The 16,504-nt window shown below is 35.5% G+C and carries 21 protein-coding genes and 1 tRNA gene; 8 read left to right on the top strand and 14 right to left on the bottom strand.

The genetic code is table 11. The features are described 5' to 3' along the window. Position 1 precedes the first annotated feature (1 nt). From HY04AAS1_RS07520 to HY04AAS1_RS07485, 8 genes are read right to left on the bottom strand one after another with little or no spacing between them, the layout of a single operon-like run. Entirely contained in the window at positions 2 to 739 is a 738-nt protein-coding gene (locus tag HY04AAS1_RS07520) for a uracil-DNA glycosylase (RefSeq protein WP_012514527.1), read from the bottom strand. Beyond that, positions 736 to 1,572: a MinD/ParA family protein gene (locus HY04AAS1_RS07515; RefSeq protein ID WP_012514526.1), complete on the bottom strand. Its 837-nt coding sequence runs from the start codon at positions 1,570 to 1,572 to the stop codon at positions 736 to 738. Before HY04AAS1_RS07515 ends, HY04AAS1_RS07520 begins: the two co-directional genes overlap by 4 nt. Continuing rightward, a complete protein-coding gene (locus HY04AAS1_RS07510) occupies positions 1,569 to 2,690 on the bottom strand; it encodes an AAA family ATPase (protein WP_012514525.1) in 1,122 nt (373 codons plus the stop codon). The genes HY04AAS1_RS07515 and HY04AAS1_RS07510 overlap by 4 nt, the downstream gene beginning before the upstream one ends. After that, positions 2,680 to 4,728: a flagellar biosynthesis protein FlhA gene (gene flhA / locus HY04AAS1_RS07505; protein WP_012514524.1), complete on the bottom strand. Its 2,049-nt coding sequence runs from the start codon at positions 4,726 to 4,728 to the stop codon at positions 2,680 to 2,682. The genes HY04AAS1_RS07510 and flhA overlap by 11 nt, the downstream gene beginning before the upstream one ends. Then, the gene (locus tag HY04AAS1_RS07500) at positions 4,728 to 5,030 is read right to left on the bottom strand and encodes a hypothetical protein (protein ID WP_012514523.1); all 303 of its coding nucleotides are present in this window, start codon (positions 5,028 to 5,030) and stop codon (positions 4,728 to 4,730) included. The genes flhA and HY04AAS1_RS07500 overlap by 1 nt, the downstream gene beginning before the upstream one ends. Further along, positions 5,027 to 5,662, bottom strand: coding sequence for an endonuclease III (nth, locus tag HY04AAS1_RS07495; protein WP_012514522.1), 636 nt, complete (start codon positions 5,660 to 5,662; stop codon positions 5,027 to 5,029). Before nth ends, HY04AAS1_RS07500 begins: the two co-directional genes overlap by 4 nt. Before the next feature lie 26 nt (positions 5,663 to 5,688). Further along, positions 5,689 to 7,071 (bottom strand): UDP-N-acetylmuramoyl-L-alanyl-D-glutamate--2,6-diaminopimelate ligase, encoded by a 1,383-nt coding sequence (locus HY04AAS1_RS07490; RefSeq protein WP_337954072.1) that lies wholly within the window; start codon positions 7,069 to 7,071, stop codon positions 5,689 to 5,691. After that, a complete protein-coding gene (locus HY04AAS1_RS07485) occupies positions 7,046 to 7,543 on the bottom strand; it encodes a 4Fe-4S dicluster domain-containing protein (protein ID WP_012514520.1) in 498 nt (165 codons plus the stop codon). The genes HY04AAS1_RS07490 and HY04AAS1_RS07485 overlap by 26 nt, the downstream gene beginning before the upstream one ends. A 109-nt stretch (positions 7,544 to 7,652) precedes the next feature. Here HY04AAS1_RS07485 and HY04AAS1_RS07480 point away from each other — a divergent pair, with 109 nt between their 5' ends. Next, the gene (locus HY04AAS1_RS07480; RefSeq protein WP_012514519.1) at positions 7,653 to 7,955 is read left to right on the top strand and encodes a hypothetical protein; all 303 of its coding nucleotides are present in this window, start codon (positions 7,653 to 7,655) and stop codon (positions 7,953 to 7,955) included. Between the two features lie 8 nt (positions 7,956 to 7,963). Here HY04AAS1_RS07480 and HY04AAS1_RS07475 read toward each other — a convergent pair. The 6 genes from HY04AAS1_RS07475 to HY04AAS1_RS07450 form a co-directional block, all read right to left on the bottom strand. Further along, a tRNA-Ser gene (locus tag HY04AAS1_RS07475) sits at positions 7,964 to 8,055 on the bottom strand. Between the two features lie 40 nt (positions 8,056 to 8,095). Then, on the bottom strand, positions 8,096 to 8,860 hold the full coding sequence (locus HY04AAS1_RS07470) for an ABC transporter permease (RefSeq protein ID WP_012514518.1): 765 nt from the start codon (positions 8,858 to 8,860) through the stop codon (positions 8,096 to 8,098). Then, a complete protein-coding gene (locus HY04AAS1_RS07465; RefSeq protein ID WP_012514517.1) occupies positions 8,861 to 9,649 on the bottom strand; it encodes an ATP-binding cassette domain-containing protein in 789 nt (262 codons plus the stop codon). A gap of 5 nt (positions 9,650 to 9,654) precedes the next feature. Beyond that, a complete protein-coding gene (locus HY04AAS1_RS07460; RefSeq protein WP_012514516.1) occupies positions 9,655 to 9,837 on the bottom strand; it encodes a hypothetical protein in 183 nt (60 codons plus the stop codon). 20 nt (positions 9,838 to 9,857) lie between these two features. Continuing rightward, positions 9,858 to 10,448 carry an aminodeoxychorismate/anthranilate synthase component II gene (locus HY04AAS1_RS07455; protein WP_012514515.1) on the bottom strand — a complete coding sequence of 197 codons (591 nt, stop codon included), beginning with the start codon at positions 10,446 to 10,448 and terminating at the stop codon, positions 9,858 to 9,860. A gap of 36 nt (positions 10,449 to 10,484) precedes the next feature. Next, entirely contained in the window at positions 10,485 to 11,045 is a 561-nt protein-coding gene (locus tag HY04AAS1_RS07450) for a hypothetical protein (RefSeq protein ID WP_012514514.1), read from the bottom strand. 173 nt (positions 11,046 to 11,218) lie between these two features. On the opposite strand from HY04AAS1_RS07450, the gene HY04AAS1_RS07445 reads away from it, so the two are divergent. Genes HY04AAS1_RS07445 through soxB form a run of 7 tightly spaced genes read left to right on the top strand, consistent with a single transcriptional unit; the run spans position 11,219 to position 16,497 of the window. Further along, positions 11,219 to 12,703 carry a porin gene (locus tag HY04AAS1_RS07445; protein WP_012514513.1) on the top strand — a complete coding sequence of 495 codons (1,485 nt, stop codon included), beginning with the start codon at positions 11,219 to 11,221 and terminating at the stop codon, positions 12,701 to 12,703. A gap of 52 nt (positions 12,704 to 12,755) precedes the next feature. Then, the gene (locus HY04AAS1_RS07440; RefSeq protein ID WP_012514512.1) at positions 12,756 to 13,211 is read left to right on the top strand and encodes a DsrE family protein; all 456 of its coding nucleotides are present in this window, start codon (positions 12,756 to 12,758) and stop codon (positions 13,209 to 13,211) included. Beyond that, complete coding sequence (locus HY04AAS1_RS07435; protein ID WP_012514511.1) at positions 13,208 to 13,621, top strand: thioredoxin fold domain-containing protein; 414 nt, start codon at positions 13,208 to 13,210, stop codon at positions 13,619 to 13,621. The genes HY04AAS1_RS07440 and HY04AAS1_RS07435 overlap by 4 nt, the downstream gene beginning before the upstream one ends. Beyond that, the gene (locus HY04AAS1_RS07430) at positions 13,615 to 14,103 is read left to right on the top strand and encodes a thiosulfate oxidation carrier protein SoxY (RefSeq protein WP_012514510.1); all 489 of its coding nucleotides are present in this window, start codon (positions 13,615 to 13,617) and stop codon (positions 14,101 to 14,103) included. The genes HY04AAS1_RS07435 and HY04AAS1_RS07430 overlap by 7 nt, the downstream gene beginning before the upstream one ends. Further along, positions 14,096 to 14,401 (top strand): hypothetical protein, encoded by a 306-nt coding sequence (locus HY04AAS1_RS07425; RefSeq protein ID WP_012514509.1) that lies wholly within the window; start codon positions 14,096 to 14,098, stop codon positions 14,399 to 14,401. The genes HY04AAS1_RS07430 and HY04AAS1_RS07425 overlap by 8 nt, the downstream gene beginning before the upstream one ends. Before the next feature lie 16 nt (positions 14,402 to 14,417). Further along, positions 14,418 to 14,747: a thiosulfate oxidation carrier complex protein SoxZ gene (gene soxZ / locus HY04AAS1_RS07420; RefSeq protein ID WP_012514508.1), complete on the top strand. Its 330-nt coding sequence runs from the start codon at positions 14,418 to 14,420 to the stop codon at positions 14,745 to 14,747. 10 nt (positions 14,748 to 14,757) lie between these two features. Beyond that, a complete protein-coding gene (gene soxB / locus HY04AAS1_RS07415) occupies positions 14,758 to 16,497 on the top strand; it encodes a thiosulfohydrolase SoxB (protein ID WP_012514507.1) in 1,740 nt (579 codons plus the stop codon). The last annotated feature ends 7 nt before the right edge of the window (positions 16,498 to 16,504 follow it).

The raw sequence follows: 16,504 nt of genomic DNA, 5'->3' as shown, positions 1-16,504 counted from the left end.
TCTAACGTAAGCTGTCTACAAGGCTTTTGATTTTTATAATATCTTCTCTAAAATTTTTAAGTTCGTTTGGGTTCCTAAGAAGATAGGAAGGATGGTAAGTAACAAATATTTTTGTCCCCGGTGCTAAAACAGGACTTTTTAAGTTTGCCGATATGAAACTCCCTCTTACCTTGGTGGGAGATATCTGTTTTATACCAGAAAGCCCAACTGCCGCAGTTCTTCCAAGGGCTATTACAAGCTTTGGTTTTATAAGCTTCATCTCTTCTTTTAGTATATAAGAGCACGTTATCATCTCTTGTTCTTCTGGGGTTCTATTGCCTGGGGGTCTACATTTCACAACATTTGTTATATAATAATCCCTTTGTCTTAAAAGCCCCACTCTTTCAAGTTCCTGAGTTAAAAGTTTGCCAGCTTTTCCAACAAACGGTTTACCTTCAACATCTTCATCAGCCCCAGGTCCTTCTCCCACAAACATTATACCAGTATCAGGGTTTCCATCACCAAATACTACTTGAGTCCTTTGCTCTGATAGTTTGCATTTCTTACAATCTTTACAAGTCTCATAAAAAGCTTTTAACTGCCGTAGCAGTTCTGACGTGGTAGACTTATGACTACCTAAAGTTTCTTGGATTTTATTGTAAACGTTTTTACCTACATCATTTTTTACACTTTTGCTTAATTTTTTATCAATATAAATTTTGCCAAAACCTATACTTTCATATATAAAAGCGCTGTTCACGTAGGTTTTAACCTCTCTATAAGTTTTGACCAGAAACCTTGTTTAGACTGTACATTTATGTCTAGAGGAATGTTTTTTAAGCTTTGGGTAAGCTCATCTGTCAGAGTCTTATCAAAAGGTTTTTGGTCTACTATTTTTCTTATAATATTTTTGTTGTAGGTTATATAACCTAAATATTTTAAATTTATATCTAAAAAGCGCTGAGACACGGTGTTTATACTGTTAAATATTTTTAAACCTTCTTCCTTTGAACTACATTTGTTTATCAAAATGTAAAAATCTTTTAACATCATAGATGTGTTTAACACCTTTATAAGAGCATACGCATCTGCTACAGCAGTAGGCTCTGGTGTAGATATAACAATCGGTATATCAGAAGACGATGTAATAATAAGCGTTTCGTTGTGAAGGCCTGGCGGTGTATCAAAAATAATGATATCAAAGTTATTCTCAGCATATTCGTGAATTCTATCAAGAATTTCTGTTATATCTTTTGAAGATAAGTTTACAAGCTCTTGAATACCGTTTCCACTGGATATAAAAGATACGTTGTTGTTTATTTTAAAAACTATCTCATCTATACTTGCTTTACCGTTTATAAAATCAGATAGGTTTTTCTCTGGAGTGAGCCCGAGCATAATATGTACGTTTGAAAGACCAAAATCTCCATCTATGATAAGCACCCTTTTACCAATGTTTCTTATTATCATAGCAAGATTTATGCTTATAAGAGTTTTGCCGACACCACCTTTGCCGCTTGCTACAGCTATATATCTTGTATTTGAACCTTTGTCTATAGCCCTTTTCAGGTGCGATAGTTGTCCTTCCATCATATCGTACCTCTTAATAAAATATTAGCTATATTGTCGTAGGTGGCAACCTCTATATCGTTTGGTACTTTCTGACCGAACGTCAAAAAAGATATGGGAAGATTCGTTTTAAAAGCTGCATTTACTATACATCCAGGATAAACTGTCTCATCAAGTTTTGTAAATATAATACTTTTTATGCCAAGCTCTCCAAACCTTTTAGCGCTGTCTAATATTATTCTTTCATCGGTAGTGGTACTAACCGTAAGAGCTATCTCCAAGGAAGGGACATTTTCCAAATAATGCTTTAGCTCTTTTAATCTTATAGAATCGTATTGACTTCTTCCAGCCGTATCTATAAATATAATGTCAAGGCTCGATAGCTCACCTATACATTCTCTAAGCTTTTGAGGCGTATCTGCCACTCTAAGAGGCATTTCTAAAAGATTTACATAAGACTGAAGCTGTTGCACAGCGCCTGTTCTATAACTATCAAGTGTTATAACACCAGTTTTAAAACCCTGCGTCTTATACATATATGCAAGCTTTGCTATGGTAGTGGTTTTACCAACGCCAGTAGGACCTACCAAAGCCAATATACTTAAAATGCTTTTACTAAAGTCTAAGGTTTTTAAAGAAATATTTTTAGATAAACCTTCTTTTAAAGATTCGTAATCATCTTCATATTTTAAATCAAGCCTATTTATATTTATATCAAAACCACAAGAATCTTCAAGGATTTTTTTAGCTATATCTTGCTCAACACCCATGCTTATGAGCCTAGTAGCAAGATTCATAGCCCTTAGTGAAAAGTCATCGTTTGATTGATATTGTGGCTTAGGAGTTTGCATTTGTTGAGGAGGCTCTTGTTTTACATTCTTAACAACATTTACCACGTCCTTTAAAGTAGTTTTTATTTGCTCTATCTCTGTATATAATTCTTTTTCTTTGTTAAAATGTGATTGGAAATCCTCGTCATCGGCTATGCCTATTGTAACCTCTAATTTGTTTGTAGAAAAAAATAACCATTTCTTGGTTTTTACTACTTTTGTGGACATAATGGTAGCTTTATCTCCATACATCGTTTTCGTTAGCTCTATAGCCTCTTGGAGTGAGTCTACCAAAATCTTTTTAATTTTCATCTACCACACCAAGCACCTTCATATTTACCTGTTTATCTATTTCATTATAAGCTATAATGTTTAATTGTGGCAAGTATCCTTCTAAAGCTTTTCTCACAAACCTTCTTATGTTAGGTGACGTAATAAGCACAGGTTGAGCCTGAAACTCTGCAAACTTTTTCATATTCTCTGATATATTTCTTTGAAGTCTGTTTATCAAAAGATCTAAAAATTCCTCCTCTTTGTTTTCTCTTATATAAGAGTTTAGTTTAGTTTCAACCCTAGGAGAAAACGCAATCACGTAAAGAGTGTTATCTTTCATAAAACGCTTTGTTATATGCTTTGAAAGCTTTTGCCTTACAAACTCTACTAAAAGCTCAATATCGTTAACTCTATCTATATAATCACCCACAGTTTCTATTATAGTTACCATGTCGTTGACCGGTACGTTTTCTTTTAAAAGGCTCTGGACAACCCTATGAAGCACAGAGTAAGATACTTTCTCAGGTATTATATCTTTTATAACCTTTTGATACTTTTGAGAAAGTTTTTCCACCAAATCTATAATCTCTGCTCTTCCTATTATTATGTAAAGGTTTCGTTTGATTACCTCAGAAAGATGCGTTATTATTACGGTGGATATGTCCACTACCATATACCCAAGCTTTGTAGCTTTTGTCTTTTGCTCTTGTGTTATCCAAAAAGCTGGAAGATGGAAAGAAGGATCTTTTGTGGGTTTTCCCTCTGTGAGTTTTTCTTTTACATTGCCAAGATCTATAGCCAACAAAAACCCCGGCATCACCTCGTAGGAATCTTCTTCCACACCCCTTACAAGTATTCTATATTGGTTCGGTGAAAGCTTCATATTGTCTCTTATATGCACCAGCGGTATAATTACACCGTACTCAGCAGCTATTTGCCTTCTTATAGTTTTAATACGAGAGGTTAGGTCTCCTCCTTGGGATTCATCCACAAATGGTATAAGCCCATAGCCTACTTCCAACGTTATTGGATCTGGTTGTGGTAAAAAGTCTTCTTCTCTTTGAGCTTGAGGAGCCATTTTTTGCGCTTTCTCTTGCTCTAAAGCCCTTTGTATTTCAACAGCTTTTTGAGTTTTAAGATTTTGTTGAATATAAAAATAAAGACCTCCAAGGATTATGGCCATTATAAAAAATGGTATTTTTGGTAAACCTGGCATTACACCTATAACAGCCAATGCTATAGCACCAAACAAAAGGACTTTTGGATCCTTGGTAAACTGCATATATATAGCGCTACTTAGCTCTTCTTCCTTTGTGGAGGATTTTGTAGTAAGTATACCAGCAGAAACAGATAGTATTAAAGCTGGCATCTGGGATACAAGACCTTCGCCTACAGTGAGTAGCGTATAATTTTTTATTGCTTCCTGAAAATCCATACCCTTTATCACTATACCTACTACTAAACCGCCAATTATACTTAAAAAGAGTATGATAATGGCCGCCATCACATCGCCTCTTATAAATTTAGAAGCACCGTCCATAGCACCATAAAATGCCGCTTCTTTTTCTAAGTCTTTTCTGCGTTGTTTTGCTTCTTGTTCGTTTATAAGCCCTGCGTTTAAGTCTGCATCTATACTCATCTGTTTACCGGGCATGGCATCTAGTGTAAACCTCGCTGCCACCTCCGATACTCTCTCAGCACCCTTTGTAATAACCACAAAGTTTATAACAATAAAAATAAGAAATATAATAAGTCCTACAACCACGTCGCCCCCCACTACAAACCTTCCAAAAGCTTCTATAATATGTCCCGCAGCAGAAGGACCTTCGTTTCCGTAAAGAAGTATTCTACGAGCTGCAGCTATGTTTAAAGATAGCCTAAGCAACGTCCCTATCAAAAGTATGGAAGGAAACGAAGAAAGCTCTAAAGGAGATCTTATATTTAGCACCAAAATAAGCACTACCAACGAAAAGCCTATGGCAAAAGCAAGGAGAATATCAAGCAAAAAAGCTGGCAGAGGTATAAGTATAGCAGCTAAGATAATACCAAAAAATACTATGACAAAACTTTGTTGCATTAGCCTATTTTAAACCCCACCACCAAACCTACCAAAAACACTACCATATTCAAATTCTTAAAATCTATAAACTTATGCAAAGAACTTTGTTCAAAAAACTCTGATTTGTGGTTTATTATCTGGCTTTTGGCAAAATCAAAAAAATTTTCTAAAATATGATAAAAAACGTTAGAATGAGCGCCGGGTAAAAAATATCCTACTATTATAAAAACTATAAGAATAAGGGCAAAAAGCGATGTAATCTTGTTTATTAGATATCCTATCACTACTCCCATTAGAAAAACACCTATAAGCGTTGTCATTTTATCTTACCAAAGCTTTCGCAGATATCTTTTAATACACATTCTTGGCATTTTGGATTTTTTGCAGTACAAACTTCTTTTGCATGCCTTAACAAAAGAAGATAAAACGTTGTCCAAAGCTCCTTATCTACAATAGATTTTAAATGCTCTGTGGTTTTATCTGGGTCTTTGTTTTTATCAAGACCAAGCCTTTGAACTATCCTATGCACATGTCTATCTACAGCTATAGCAGGTTTTTTAAAAGCGTTTGCTAGCACCATATTGGCGGTTTTTTTACCAACACCTGGAAGTTTTACAAGCTCATCTTCTTCGTCTGGGACCTTAGAATTGTATTTATCTACTAAAATAGTGGCTATTTCTTTTATAGCGATGGCTTTTTTGTTGTAAAAGCTTATAGATTTTATCGCTTCTTTTATCTCTTCCAACGGGGCTTCTTTCATAGCTTTTGGGTCTTTAAACTTAGAAAAGAAAGACTTTCTTATGCTATTTACCTTCTCGTCTTTTTCTTGAGCTGCTAATACTGTCTCTATTAAAAGCTCAAAAGGGCTATCAAACTCAAGGTCTATTTTGGGGTTTTTATATATTTTTGAAAGCCTCTGGTAAACCTCTTTTGCTAACGTTTTCTCATCCATATAAATTATTATACAGCGTTTATATGCTAAGTGTTATTTTTATACTTTAGCACCTCTTCTTTATCACTAAAATGATATTTCACACCTTTTATCTCCTGGTAATCCTCATGTCCTTTACCAGCTATTACCACCACATCACCATCAAGGGCTATATCAAGAGCCAAAGCTATGGCTTTTTTGCGGTCCTCTTCCACCATAGGCCCTTTAGATGGGTCTATACCCTCAAGTATATCTTTGATAATATCCATCGACTCTTCAAACCTTGGATTATCGGAGGTTATTATTGATATGTCAGAAAGTTCTGAAGCTATTTTGCCCATCTTTGGTCTTTTGGTTTTATCACGGTTTCCACCTGCACCAAAGACACATATAAGACGGTTTTTGGTTATTGCTTTTGCGGTTTTTAAAAGCTTTTCAAGGGCATCTGGTGTATGAGCATAATCTATTACCACCTTAACACCGTTTAACTCTATCGTTTCAAACCTTCCTGGTATTGAGCTTAAAGAAAGAATACCTCTTTGAATCTCCTCTATATCAAACCCCATATAAAAGCCAAGAAGTATACTTGCTCCCATGTTGTAAGCTTGAAAATCCCCTTTTAGGTTTGTCTTAATCTCATAATGTTTATTTTTATAGTAAAAGCCAAAAACCTTGTTTTCTTGATCAAAATAATCTATCTTTAGATGGGCGTTTTCCGAATACCCATAAGTTATAGCTTTGTCTTTAAACTCCTCATAAAGCATGCTACCGTAATCATCGTCTATATTTAAAACACAAACCTCATACTCATAATCTTTAAAAAGCCTTCTTTTGGCGTTGAAATAGTTTTCCATGGTCTTATGATAATCAAGATGATCTTGGGTAAGATTTGTAAAGACAGTGGCAAAAAACTTTGTAGGATAAACCCTGAGTTGATCCAAAGCGTGAGAAGATACTTCTGCCGCCACAAAATCAAGCCCTTTTTCTTTGGCTTTTGATAAAAGGCTAAACCACGTTTTCACACCTGGGGTCGTGTTTGGGGCCTCTATAACCTCATTTCCCAATTTATAATACATGGTACCAATGATACCACCTTTATATTTTTGAGACAAAATAGCGTGTATTATATGTGTGGTGCTTGTTTTGCCGTTGGTCCCTGTGACACCTATGACCTTCAGATGTTCATCTGGGTTGTCAAAATGAGCTTTTACACACTCTCCAAAAGCTTTTTTAGAATCTTCTACTACTATTATATTTTTAAAATCCTTAAAAGGTTTTTCTGCTACAACGTAAGGAGCTCCTTTTTCAATGGCTTCTTCTATAAAATCATGACCGTCTTTTGAAACTCCTCTTATAGCAAAAAATACCGTATTTTTATCTACCTCTTTAGAGTTGTCTGTAATATTATACTTCTTGCAGTCTAAATTCATTGTAAACATCAAAGCTTTTGGAAATGTGTTTTTGAGGTATAGGATAATCTACTTTTACAAAGTAAAGGCAATTTGTAGTGCACTTGGTTACACAAGAGGGTAAAAGCCCTTTTTCAAGTCTGTTTATACAAAAATCACACTTTACCACTTTTTCAGTTTCTGGGTTAAAGCTTATAGCCCCGTAAGGACAGGCTATTATACAAGCTTTACAGCCTATACAAAGGTTATCCCTCACAAACACAAGACCGTCATCTCTTTTTGTCATAGCTGAAGTGGGACAAGCGTATACACAAGGGGCTACATCGCAGTGAAAACAGTTCATAGGCATAAAGTAAGAAATCTGTTCTTCTTCGTAATGTTCAAATCTAAGTACCTTCATGGGTCTTGGTCCTTCTTGGAAAAGGCCCTTTTCTTGCTTGCAGGCCACTTCGCAAGACATACATCCTATACATCTATCTATATCCATAAGCATTACGTATTTTTCCATAGGAGATTATATTATAGCATCTTTTAAATAAAACAAGACTATTCATCAAATATTCATATATGTGTGCTTAAATTCTAAATAGGAGGTTTTAAACATGAAAAATCTTTTAAAAGCAGGTTTAATAGTGGGTATTTGGCTTTTAGGATTTAATACTTCATATGCTGATGATGGTATAATGCTAAACCAAGAAAAAGCCTATCTTTTGGAGGTTATACACGATAAAATAGACATGCTACAAAATATGGAGATATGTGTAGATCAAGCCCAGTCTTGGAAAGATTTAAAAGGCTGCAACCTATACGAGCTTTGGGGAGGATATATGCCACCAGCTTGTCCCTATCCAAATCCTTACTACTGCGGGCCGATGCCTTGGATGTTTGAAAGAAAGCATAAATAGTTAAGATATGGCGGAGAGGACAGGATTCGAACCTGCGGTACGGCTTTAACCGTACAACGCCTTAGCAGGGCGCCGCCTTCGACCACTCGGCCACCTCTCCTTACCTAAACATTATATCATAACAATCTAGTTAAGAGATTTCAATTTACAAGCTTTTTTATAGAATAAGCGCTAAAAACCAACAAAACAATGCTGTAGGAAGAAAGCACCAAAAGAGGTATACTTATATCAAGGCTGTTTTTATAAAGTAAAAGCCTTAAACCCTCTACAGAATAAGTAAGGGGATTTAACAGCGCCACCACTTTTAACCATCTTGGCATCAAAGATATAGGGTATAAAGCACTGCTGGAGAAAAAAATAGGCATCGTTATTATTTGAATTACGCTCATAAACCTCTCAACATTTTTAAATATCGAGGCTATTAGCATAGAAAAACTGGCAAAACATATACCAGATAGCATGATAACAACAATTGAAAGCAAAATTGTATAAATGTTTATATAGATGTTAACGTTTATGGCTTTTGAGAGTATCATTATTAAAAAAGCTTGCACTAAAGATCTAACACCAGAGAAAATAGCTTTGCCAGTGGTAATAGAAGAATAAGGTATAGGAGCACTTAAAAATCTCGTTATCTGACCTTGATCTTTGTCCCATATTAAAGATATACCATAAAAAAATGAAACAAACATCACAGATTGAGCCAAAATACCCGGTGTCATAAAAGAAAGGTAATCGCCTTTTATGGGAATGCTCTTTATATTTTTAAACACATTGCCAAAAAGCAGTATCCAAATAAGTGGTTGAAAAGCCCTCGTTATTATATCTACTTTTTGACGTATCATCTTTCTTAGTTCTATTTCAAGTATTACAAAGCTTCCTCTTATAAAAGCCAAAAACCACATCTAACTAAGCCTTTTGACTATATTCCTTGTTTTTCTTATAGATTTTATATCTTGGGTATCTTCTTCGATATTCTCACCGGTAAGCTGAATAAAGATCTCTTCCAAAGAGGCATTTTTGTCGCCAATGAGTTCTCTTAGCTCTTCTAATGTACCTTTTGCCACTATTTGCCCTTTTTTCATGATTGCTATTCTATCGCATATACGTTCAGCTTCGTTCATATCGTGGGTAGTGATTAAAACTGCCATATCTTGTTTTTTTGATTTTAAAAAACTCCATATACTAAGCTTAGAGTTTGGATCAAGACCTACGCTTGGCTCATCTAAAAGAAGCAGTTTTGGACTGTGCAAAAGCGCCATAGCAATCTCTAACTTCCTTATCATACCACCAGAAAACGTTTGAACCATAGAATCTTTTCTATCCCATAGATTAACGGCTTTTAGCATCTTTTCTACACTATCTTTAGAAACGCCGTAAAGCTTTCCTATAAGCCTTAGATTTTCGTAAGCGCTTAGGTTAGGTATTATAGAAATGTCTTGAGGCACATAGCCAATTTGGCTTTTTATCTTGATGGGATTTTCTTTTATAGATTTTCCTTGAATTTTTACTTCACCAGAAGTGGATGGTATTATACCGGCTATTATTTTTATAGTGGTGGTCTTCCCAGCACCGTTTGTACCAAGAAGACCAAAAATCTCGCCTTTTTTTACTTCAAAACTTATGCCTTTTAAAGCCTCAAGACCGTTGTAATTTTTCTTTAGGTCTTTTACTTCTAAAAAATACTCTTCCAAACGCTTTAGTCTTTAGCTGCTAAAGGTACCACCAATCCTGCCCAAATACCGTTTATAACAGCAGCCACCACCATGAGAAAACCAAATGTAACCGTAGAGTGTTCTTGCCCATGCCACAAAATAGCACCAGCCACTTCAGCCACTACTAAAACCAGCGTTGTGAGCCACAAAAGAGCAACTCCTTTCATGATGCAAACCTCCTATCCGTTTAAACTCTATTATAACTCAATTTAGCTTTTTGTAAAAAGTTTTTTAGTATATCAAACCCGTGCTCAGAAACTATGGACTCTGGATGAAACTGCACACCAAAAATAGGAAGGGTTTTATGTCTTATGCCCATTATATCACCATCTTCAGCCATAGCATCTACAACAAACTCATCTGTCAACGTACTTTTATCTATCACCAACGAATGATATCTTACCGCTTTAAAGGGATTTGGTAAACCTTTGTAAAGACCCTCGTTATCATGAGATATCATAGAGGTTTTTCCATGCATAAGTCTTTTGGCTTTTATTATATTAGCTCCAAAAGCATATCCTATACTTTGATGTCCCAAGCAAACCCCCAATATGGGAAATATATCTTTGTACATTTTTATCACACCTACAGATATACCCGCCTCTTTCGGAGAGCAAGGTCCTGGAGATATCACTATAGCGTCTATGTCCATATCTTTTATATCTTCTGGTTTTATCTCGTCGTTTTTCACAACTTCTACATCTTGACCCAATATATTAAAATACTGCACCAAGTTGTAAGTAAAAGAGTCATAATTATCTATCATCAAAAGCTTCATACTTAAAATATAGAATCTCTTACAAAGTTTTCAAGCTTAAAACAACATACCAAGTTTTATGCCAAGCCTATAGTTATCAGGGTTTATACCAGTGTTTTTGTACTCGGTGGCAAACTGATACTTTGCTTGAGCTCCTATGTATATATTTGGAGATATCTTAACATCAAGCTCTCCAGAGCCTTGCATAGTACCTACCATACCAGCGGACATCCCTTGGAGTTTTACATCTGCTGCTCCTATACCAGCACCAAAACCAGCAAAAAGATTTTGACCTATAGGATATAGGTATCTCATGTTAAGTTCTATATTTGAAAAATCAAGATGAGAACCATCTCCGTAAGCTCTACCTGTACCAAGCTGTAAAGAGGGTTTTAACTGTCCGTAAGCCACTTTAAAAAGCCTACAGTTCCAATCTATACCAACACCAAGATAAGGCCCATCAAAACTACTTATATGAGAACCCGTAAAATGCATATAATCAAGCTTCATATACGATGTAAAATCACCAAGATTCTGAGTGCTAACGTTATCACCATAATAAGGCTGTGCTATAGCCATACCGCCAAAAACCAACAAACCCATCAAGAACTTTCTCATAAAACACCTCCTATAAAAATTATATCGCTAGTTAAACGAAAAATTATAAAAGATTTAATTCTAATATATTGATATATAAATATAATTATAAAAAATTAACGTTATTAGAACAACTTAACACAAAAAAAAGAAAAAAACTTAATATTATTTGAAGTTTAGCTATAGGAGGATCTATGAGAAAAGCCAAAATACTTTTATCAGCCGTTTTTGCTACCAGTATAGCACACGGAGCATGGATATTTCCTCTTTTACCCACAGAGGGTATAGTATTAAAGCAATCAAAAACATCTTTCATAAGTTTAAACTTTTTGACACAAATATGGACACAATCTGATGGTCAAGTTTCTCAAAATACTAAAAGCGCCACAAACTTCTCTGTAAGGGATGCAAGAATTGGTATAGAAGGCCAAGTAAATAAGTATATTCAATTTGGTGCATTTTTTGATTTTGCAGACAACAACGCTTTGGGATTTGACGGTAGCGCAAGACCTCATCAAGGAACCGTACAAAGCTCTGTTTTACAAGATGCTTACATAGGCTTTACACCATCAAACGCTTTTAATATAACTTTTGGAGAGTTTAGAGATCCATTTTCAAGAATATCATTATCTGGTCTTTATACGCTTGTTATACCAAGTTATTACGGATACGGTATAGGACCTATAGATGATGTCATAAATCAAGACAACCCTAAAACTCCAGCACTTTCTTTCATAAACCCGTTCTTCCCACTTGGTTATGGTTCTTTACCTGGTATAAAAGGAGAGCCCGGTGTTACTTCAGCTTTTAGGGATATGGGAGTGTCAATCTGGGGTAATTTGGCAAAAGGTATGTTCAAGTACTATGCAATGGTAGGTCAAGGCAAATACGATTATCAAACGTCTTTGTCAAATCCTGGCAACGCTTATCAAACAGATAATCCCAATTTAAAATATTCTTTTAGATTTGTGTTTGTACCTACGTTTTTGGGCTTTTCGTCAGACCCAACATACATGATGAGAGATACTTATTTAGGGCATAAGAAAACCTTGCAAATAGGTATAGGTTATGAAACACAAAAAAGGGAGTGCAACGGTTTGCCTACTTCAAACTGCCAAGTGCCAAATCCTAATAACCCTTCTCAAAATATAATAATACCTGCTTCATCTGTCACATCAAAAGCTTACGATATTGATATATTTTATGAAAATAAATTTGGTAATTTTGCGCCGCAGTTTCAAGCCGGTTATATAGTAAATAAAGACTTAGGTTTTGGGGATAAATACGGTAACAAACCTGAATCAGATGGATATTATTTACAAACCCAGTGGCTTTACGATAGATTTGTAGGCATTGGTAAACCAGCATTGGCTCTGAGATATGAATCTTACACCAACAAAAATGTATATGCGGTTTCCTCAAGCGGTACGGTATCTCCTAATCCAAACAATATATTAAAAGCCCCAAACGGTTCTTATCAAGACGGCAAAATAGACAACCTATCTATATATTTAAACTATTATATAGCAAATCAATCTGCAAAAGTATCCTTAGGAGCCGACTTTGTAAATCCAAATACCGTGGTCAAAACAGCTGAATGTGTAGGAGGAAGCCCAATGAGCGGTGGATGTGGCAAAAGCTTTGTAGATTATACGTTACAACTTCAATTAGTCTATTGAGTTCATGGAAACTTCATTATTTTATAATATACTCAAATTTTAAGGAGGTTTTATGTTAAAGAAAGGTATTGTAGCTTTTATGATGATGAGCGCATTAGCTTTGGCAAATCCAGTGAAGATAGTGTTTGATGTGCATACTGGGAATGATGCAAAGTTTCAGTTTATCATGAACAACCTCAGAAATCTTACTCACAACACCGGCAACAATCCCAAAAATCTCCAGCTTTACCTTGTTTTTTATGGACCTGCTATAAAATACATGCTAAATAGCCTTGATAATACGCCTTTTGCTAAAGATACAAACCTGGCTAACAATCTCATTGATATGCAGATGCAACTTCAAGCCTATCAACAAGAAGGTGTAGTACATTTTAGAGTGTGTCATGAATCTTTAAACGCTTATCACATATCACCAAAAGATGTAGTAAGTTTTGCAAAAGTAATACCCGCTGGCATACTTGAGATCGCAAAGTTAGAACACGAAGGATACGCTTACATAAGACCATGAGAAAGGTTATACTGCTTTTAGCCATAATACCTTATATAGCTTTGGGTGCTTGGTACAATTTTAAAGAGGGTTTTAATATAGCAAAAGCCCAAGATAAACCCCTCATGGTTTATTTTTATCAAGATAACTGCGAGGACTGTAAGCACCTGGAGATGTTTACGCTGTCAAATCAAAATGTGTCAAAGTTTATGGACAATCACTTCATAGTATCAAGTGTAGACTTAAATTCAAACTTTGGCAAAGCCCTTGGTAGGAAATTGGGGGTCTTTGGAACCCCAACTTCTATATTCATAAATCCGAAGTCAAACACCATTATCTTTAAAACCTTTGGAGATATGAACCCAAAAGCATTTTTAAAAACCTTAAACTACATATGTTTAAATGCTAAAAAAGGAGGCCTTTCATGTTAAACAGAAGAGAGCTATTTAAACTTGGCACCGGTGCGTGGCTTGGACTAACATTTGCCCCGCTTCTTGAAGTACCTGTTTTATCTCTTGGTGCCCCAGCAACACCCCAAGAGGATAAAAAGGGTTTAGAGAAGATAGAGAAATCCCTTCAAAAGGTTTTTGGTAAAAGCCTAAAAGATGTAAAGCAAGACCCTAAGGTAAAATTGAGCGCTCCTACTATAGCAGAAAATGGACTTCATGTGCCAGTGTCTGTAGAAGCAGATTATCCCATAGAGGATATAAAATCTCTTCATATATTTGTAGATGAAAACCCAGATCCACATATATCTCATATAGAACTTACTCCTCTTAGTGGAAAAGCATTCTTTCAAGTACCCATAAGAATGGCTCAGAGTTCGTATGTAAGAGGTATTGCGCTTTTAAAAGACGGATCTTTGATAGGAGATTTTAAATTTACCAAAGTAACAGTAGGCGGCTGTGGATAGAAGGTCTTTTATAAAGCTTATAGCCATTGGATTTATCCCTTTTATCTCAAAAGCTTATAAATTAAGCACTTTAGAACCAAAGTCCGCTGTGAAATATCAATATCATCCCCACGATGGAGAGATGTGTTGTATGTGTAAATTTTTTATCCCGCCAGGTCATAATAATCCGCATCCTTGCCATATGGATATGATGGGAAGTATGGGTATGATGGGTGGTGGTATGATGAATGGAAGGTGTGAAGTGGTGGCTGGCAGAATAAGCCCAATGGGTTGGTGTGTCCTTTTTCAAAGAGCTTAATTAAAAAGGAGGTTTTATGAGCGTACCAGTTATAGTAAGAGTTATACCAAACAAGCCTAAAAAAGGTGATGTGGCAAAGTTGATGTTTTTAGTAAAGCATCCAATGGACCCAGGTACCATAAAAGATCCAAAAACTGGTAAACTTATACCAGCAAACTATATAACTACGATAGATATATCTTTAAATGGCCAAAAGATAGCTACTATAAAAAACGGTCCCGGTGTATCTTCAAATCCAATATTTGGTCTTGATTTTAAAGCTATTGAAGCTGGCACTGTAAAGATGGTATTTACCGATAACCACGGTAAAAGTTTTGAGCATGATTTTAATTTAGAGCTTTCTTGAAGGAGTTTATATGAACCTTACTAGAAGAGATTTTTTAGAACTTCTTAGTGTAGTAGGTGTAGGAATAGCTACAGACCCTATAAGTGCTGTAGCAAAAGTAAACAAGTTAACATACGATGATCTAATGAGCTTTAGGCCAGTTGGTAAAGCAAGTATTGTATTTACCACAGATACCCATGGTCATATGAAACCCCTTTATTTTAGAGAACCTGCAAACTTAGTAGGTCCTAAAAACTTAGCGGGTACTCCTGGGTTTATAGCAGGTTATGAGTTTCTAAAGTTTTACGGCTTAAAGCCAGATACGTTAGATTGTTATTTTGATACAAATGTACACTTTATAGAGCTTGCCCACAAATACGGCATAATGGGCGGGGTTTCTCATATAGCCCGTATAATAAAAGATATAGTCCATGAAAGAGGCAGAGAAAACACTCTTATATTGGACAACGGCGATACTCTTGCTACATCCGCTATTACACTTTTTACCAAAGGAAAATCCATGTTAGATTGGATGAATTTAGTGGGTTATGATCTTTTTGTAGGGCACTGGGACTTTACCCTTGGAAAAGAAGAGTTTCTAAAACGTATAAAAGAATTTAAAGGAGAGTTTATATCTCAAAACATACAAGATGAGTTTGGAGAGCTTCCTTTCAAACCATATGTAGTAAAAGAAATAGGTGGTGTTAAAATAGGCATAGTAGGAAACTCTTTCCCATATACCCCCATATCAAACCCAGCTAAGTTTGTAGAGGGTTGGACTTTTGGTATAAACATGGATTCTATGCAAAAATATGTAAATGAGTTAAGAGACAAACACAAAGTAGATGTAGTGATACTCCAATCTCACGACGGATTACCTCTTGATATAGCCCTTACCAAGTATGTACATGGTATAGACATTATAATAAGCGGACATACTCACGATATAACACCAAAAGTCCTAAGATACAACAACACGTATATAGTGGTGGCTGGATCTCACGGCAAGTTTGTAGGTAGGATTGACCTAAAAGCCTCAAAAGGAAAACTTCAAGATATATCCTTTAAACTTATACCAGTGGCTACAAATATTATAAAACCAGACGAAGATTCTGAAAAGCTCTTAAAAGAGGTATTTGCTCCATATGATGAAAAACTAAATACAAAAATAGGCACCACATCTTCACTGATATACAAAAGAGATACATTTTACAGTACTTTTGATGAGCTTGCCAACGATGCTATAATGGATTATTATCATGGTATTGACATAGTATTTTCACCGGGGTATAGATGGGGAGCTACGCTATTACCTGGTCAAGATATAACCATAAACGATGTATACGATTTTACCGCTATTACATATCCAAACGTTTATGTATTTAAATTAAAAGGCTCTCAAATAAAATCTCTCTTAGAGGATATGGCAGATAACGTATTCAATCCAAATCCCATATACCAACAAGGTGGAGATATGCCAAGACTATCAAAAAATGTATATTACGAGATAAAGATAAATGAACCTGAAGGCAAGAGATTTCAAGTGATCAAAATAAACGGCAAAGACTTAGAGCCAAACAAAGAGTATGTAGCTGCTACATACGGGGGTGAGCTTTACAAAATAGGTACTTTAGTTCAAGATGCAAAGCCAATACCTGCATATGAGCTTTTGATAAATTATATAAAATCCAAAAGACATATAGAGATAAACACAAACCCAAGAAATCTTTTCAAAGTATTAGACGAACCTTACAACTACACCACCACATAGGAGTGCT

The sequence above is a fragment of the Hydrogenobaculum sp. Y04AAS1 genome (assembly GCF_000020785.1).
Classification (GTDB): domain Bacteria; phylum Aquificota; class Aquificia; order Aquificales; family Aquificaceae; genus Hydrogenobaculum.
Note: the sequence above shows the minus strand (reverse complement) of the source record. Positions and strands in the feature narration are given on the sequence as shown.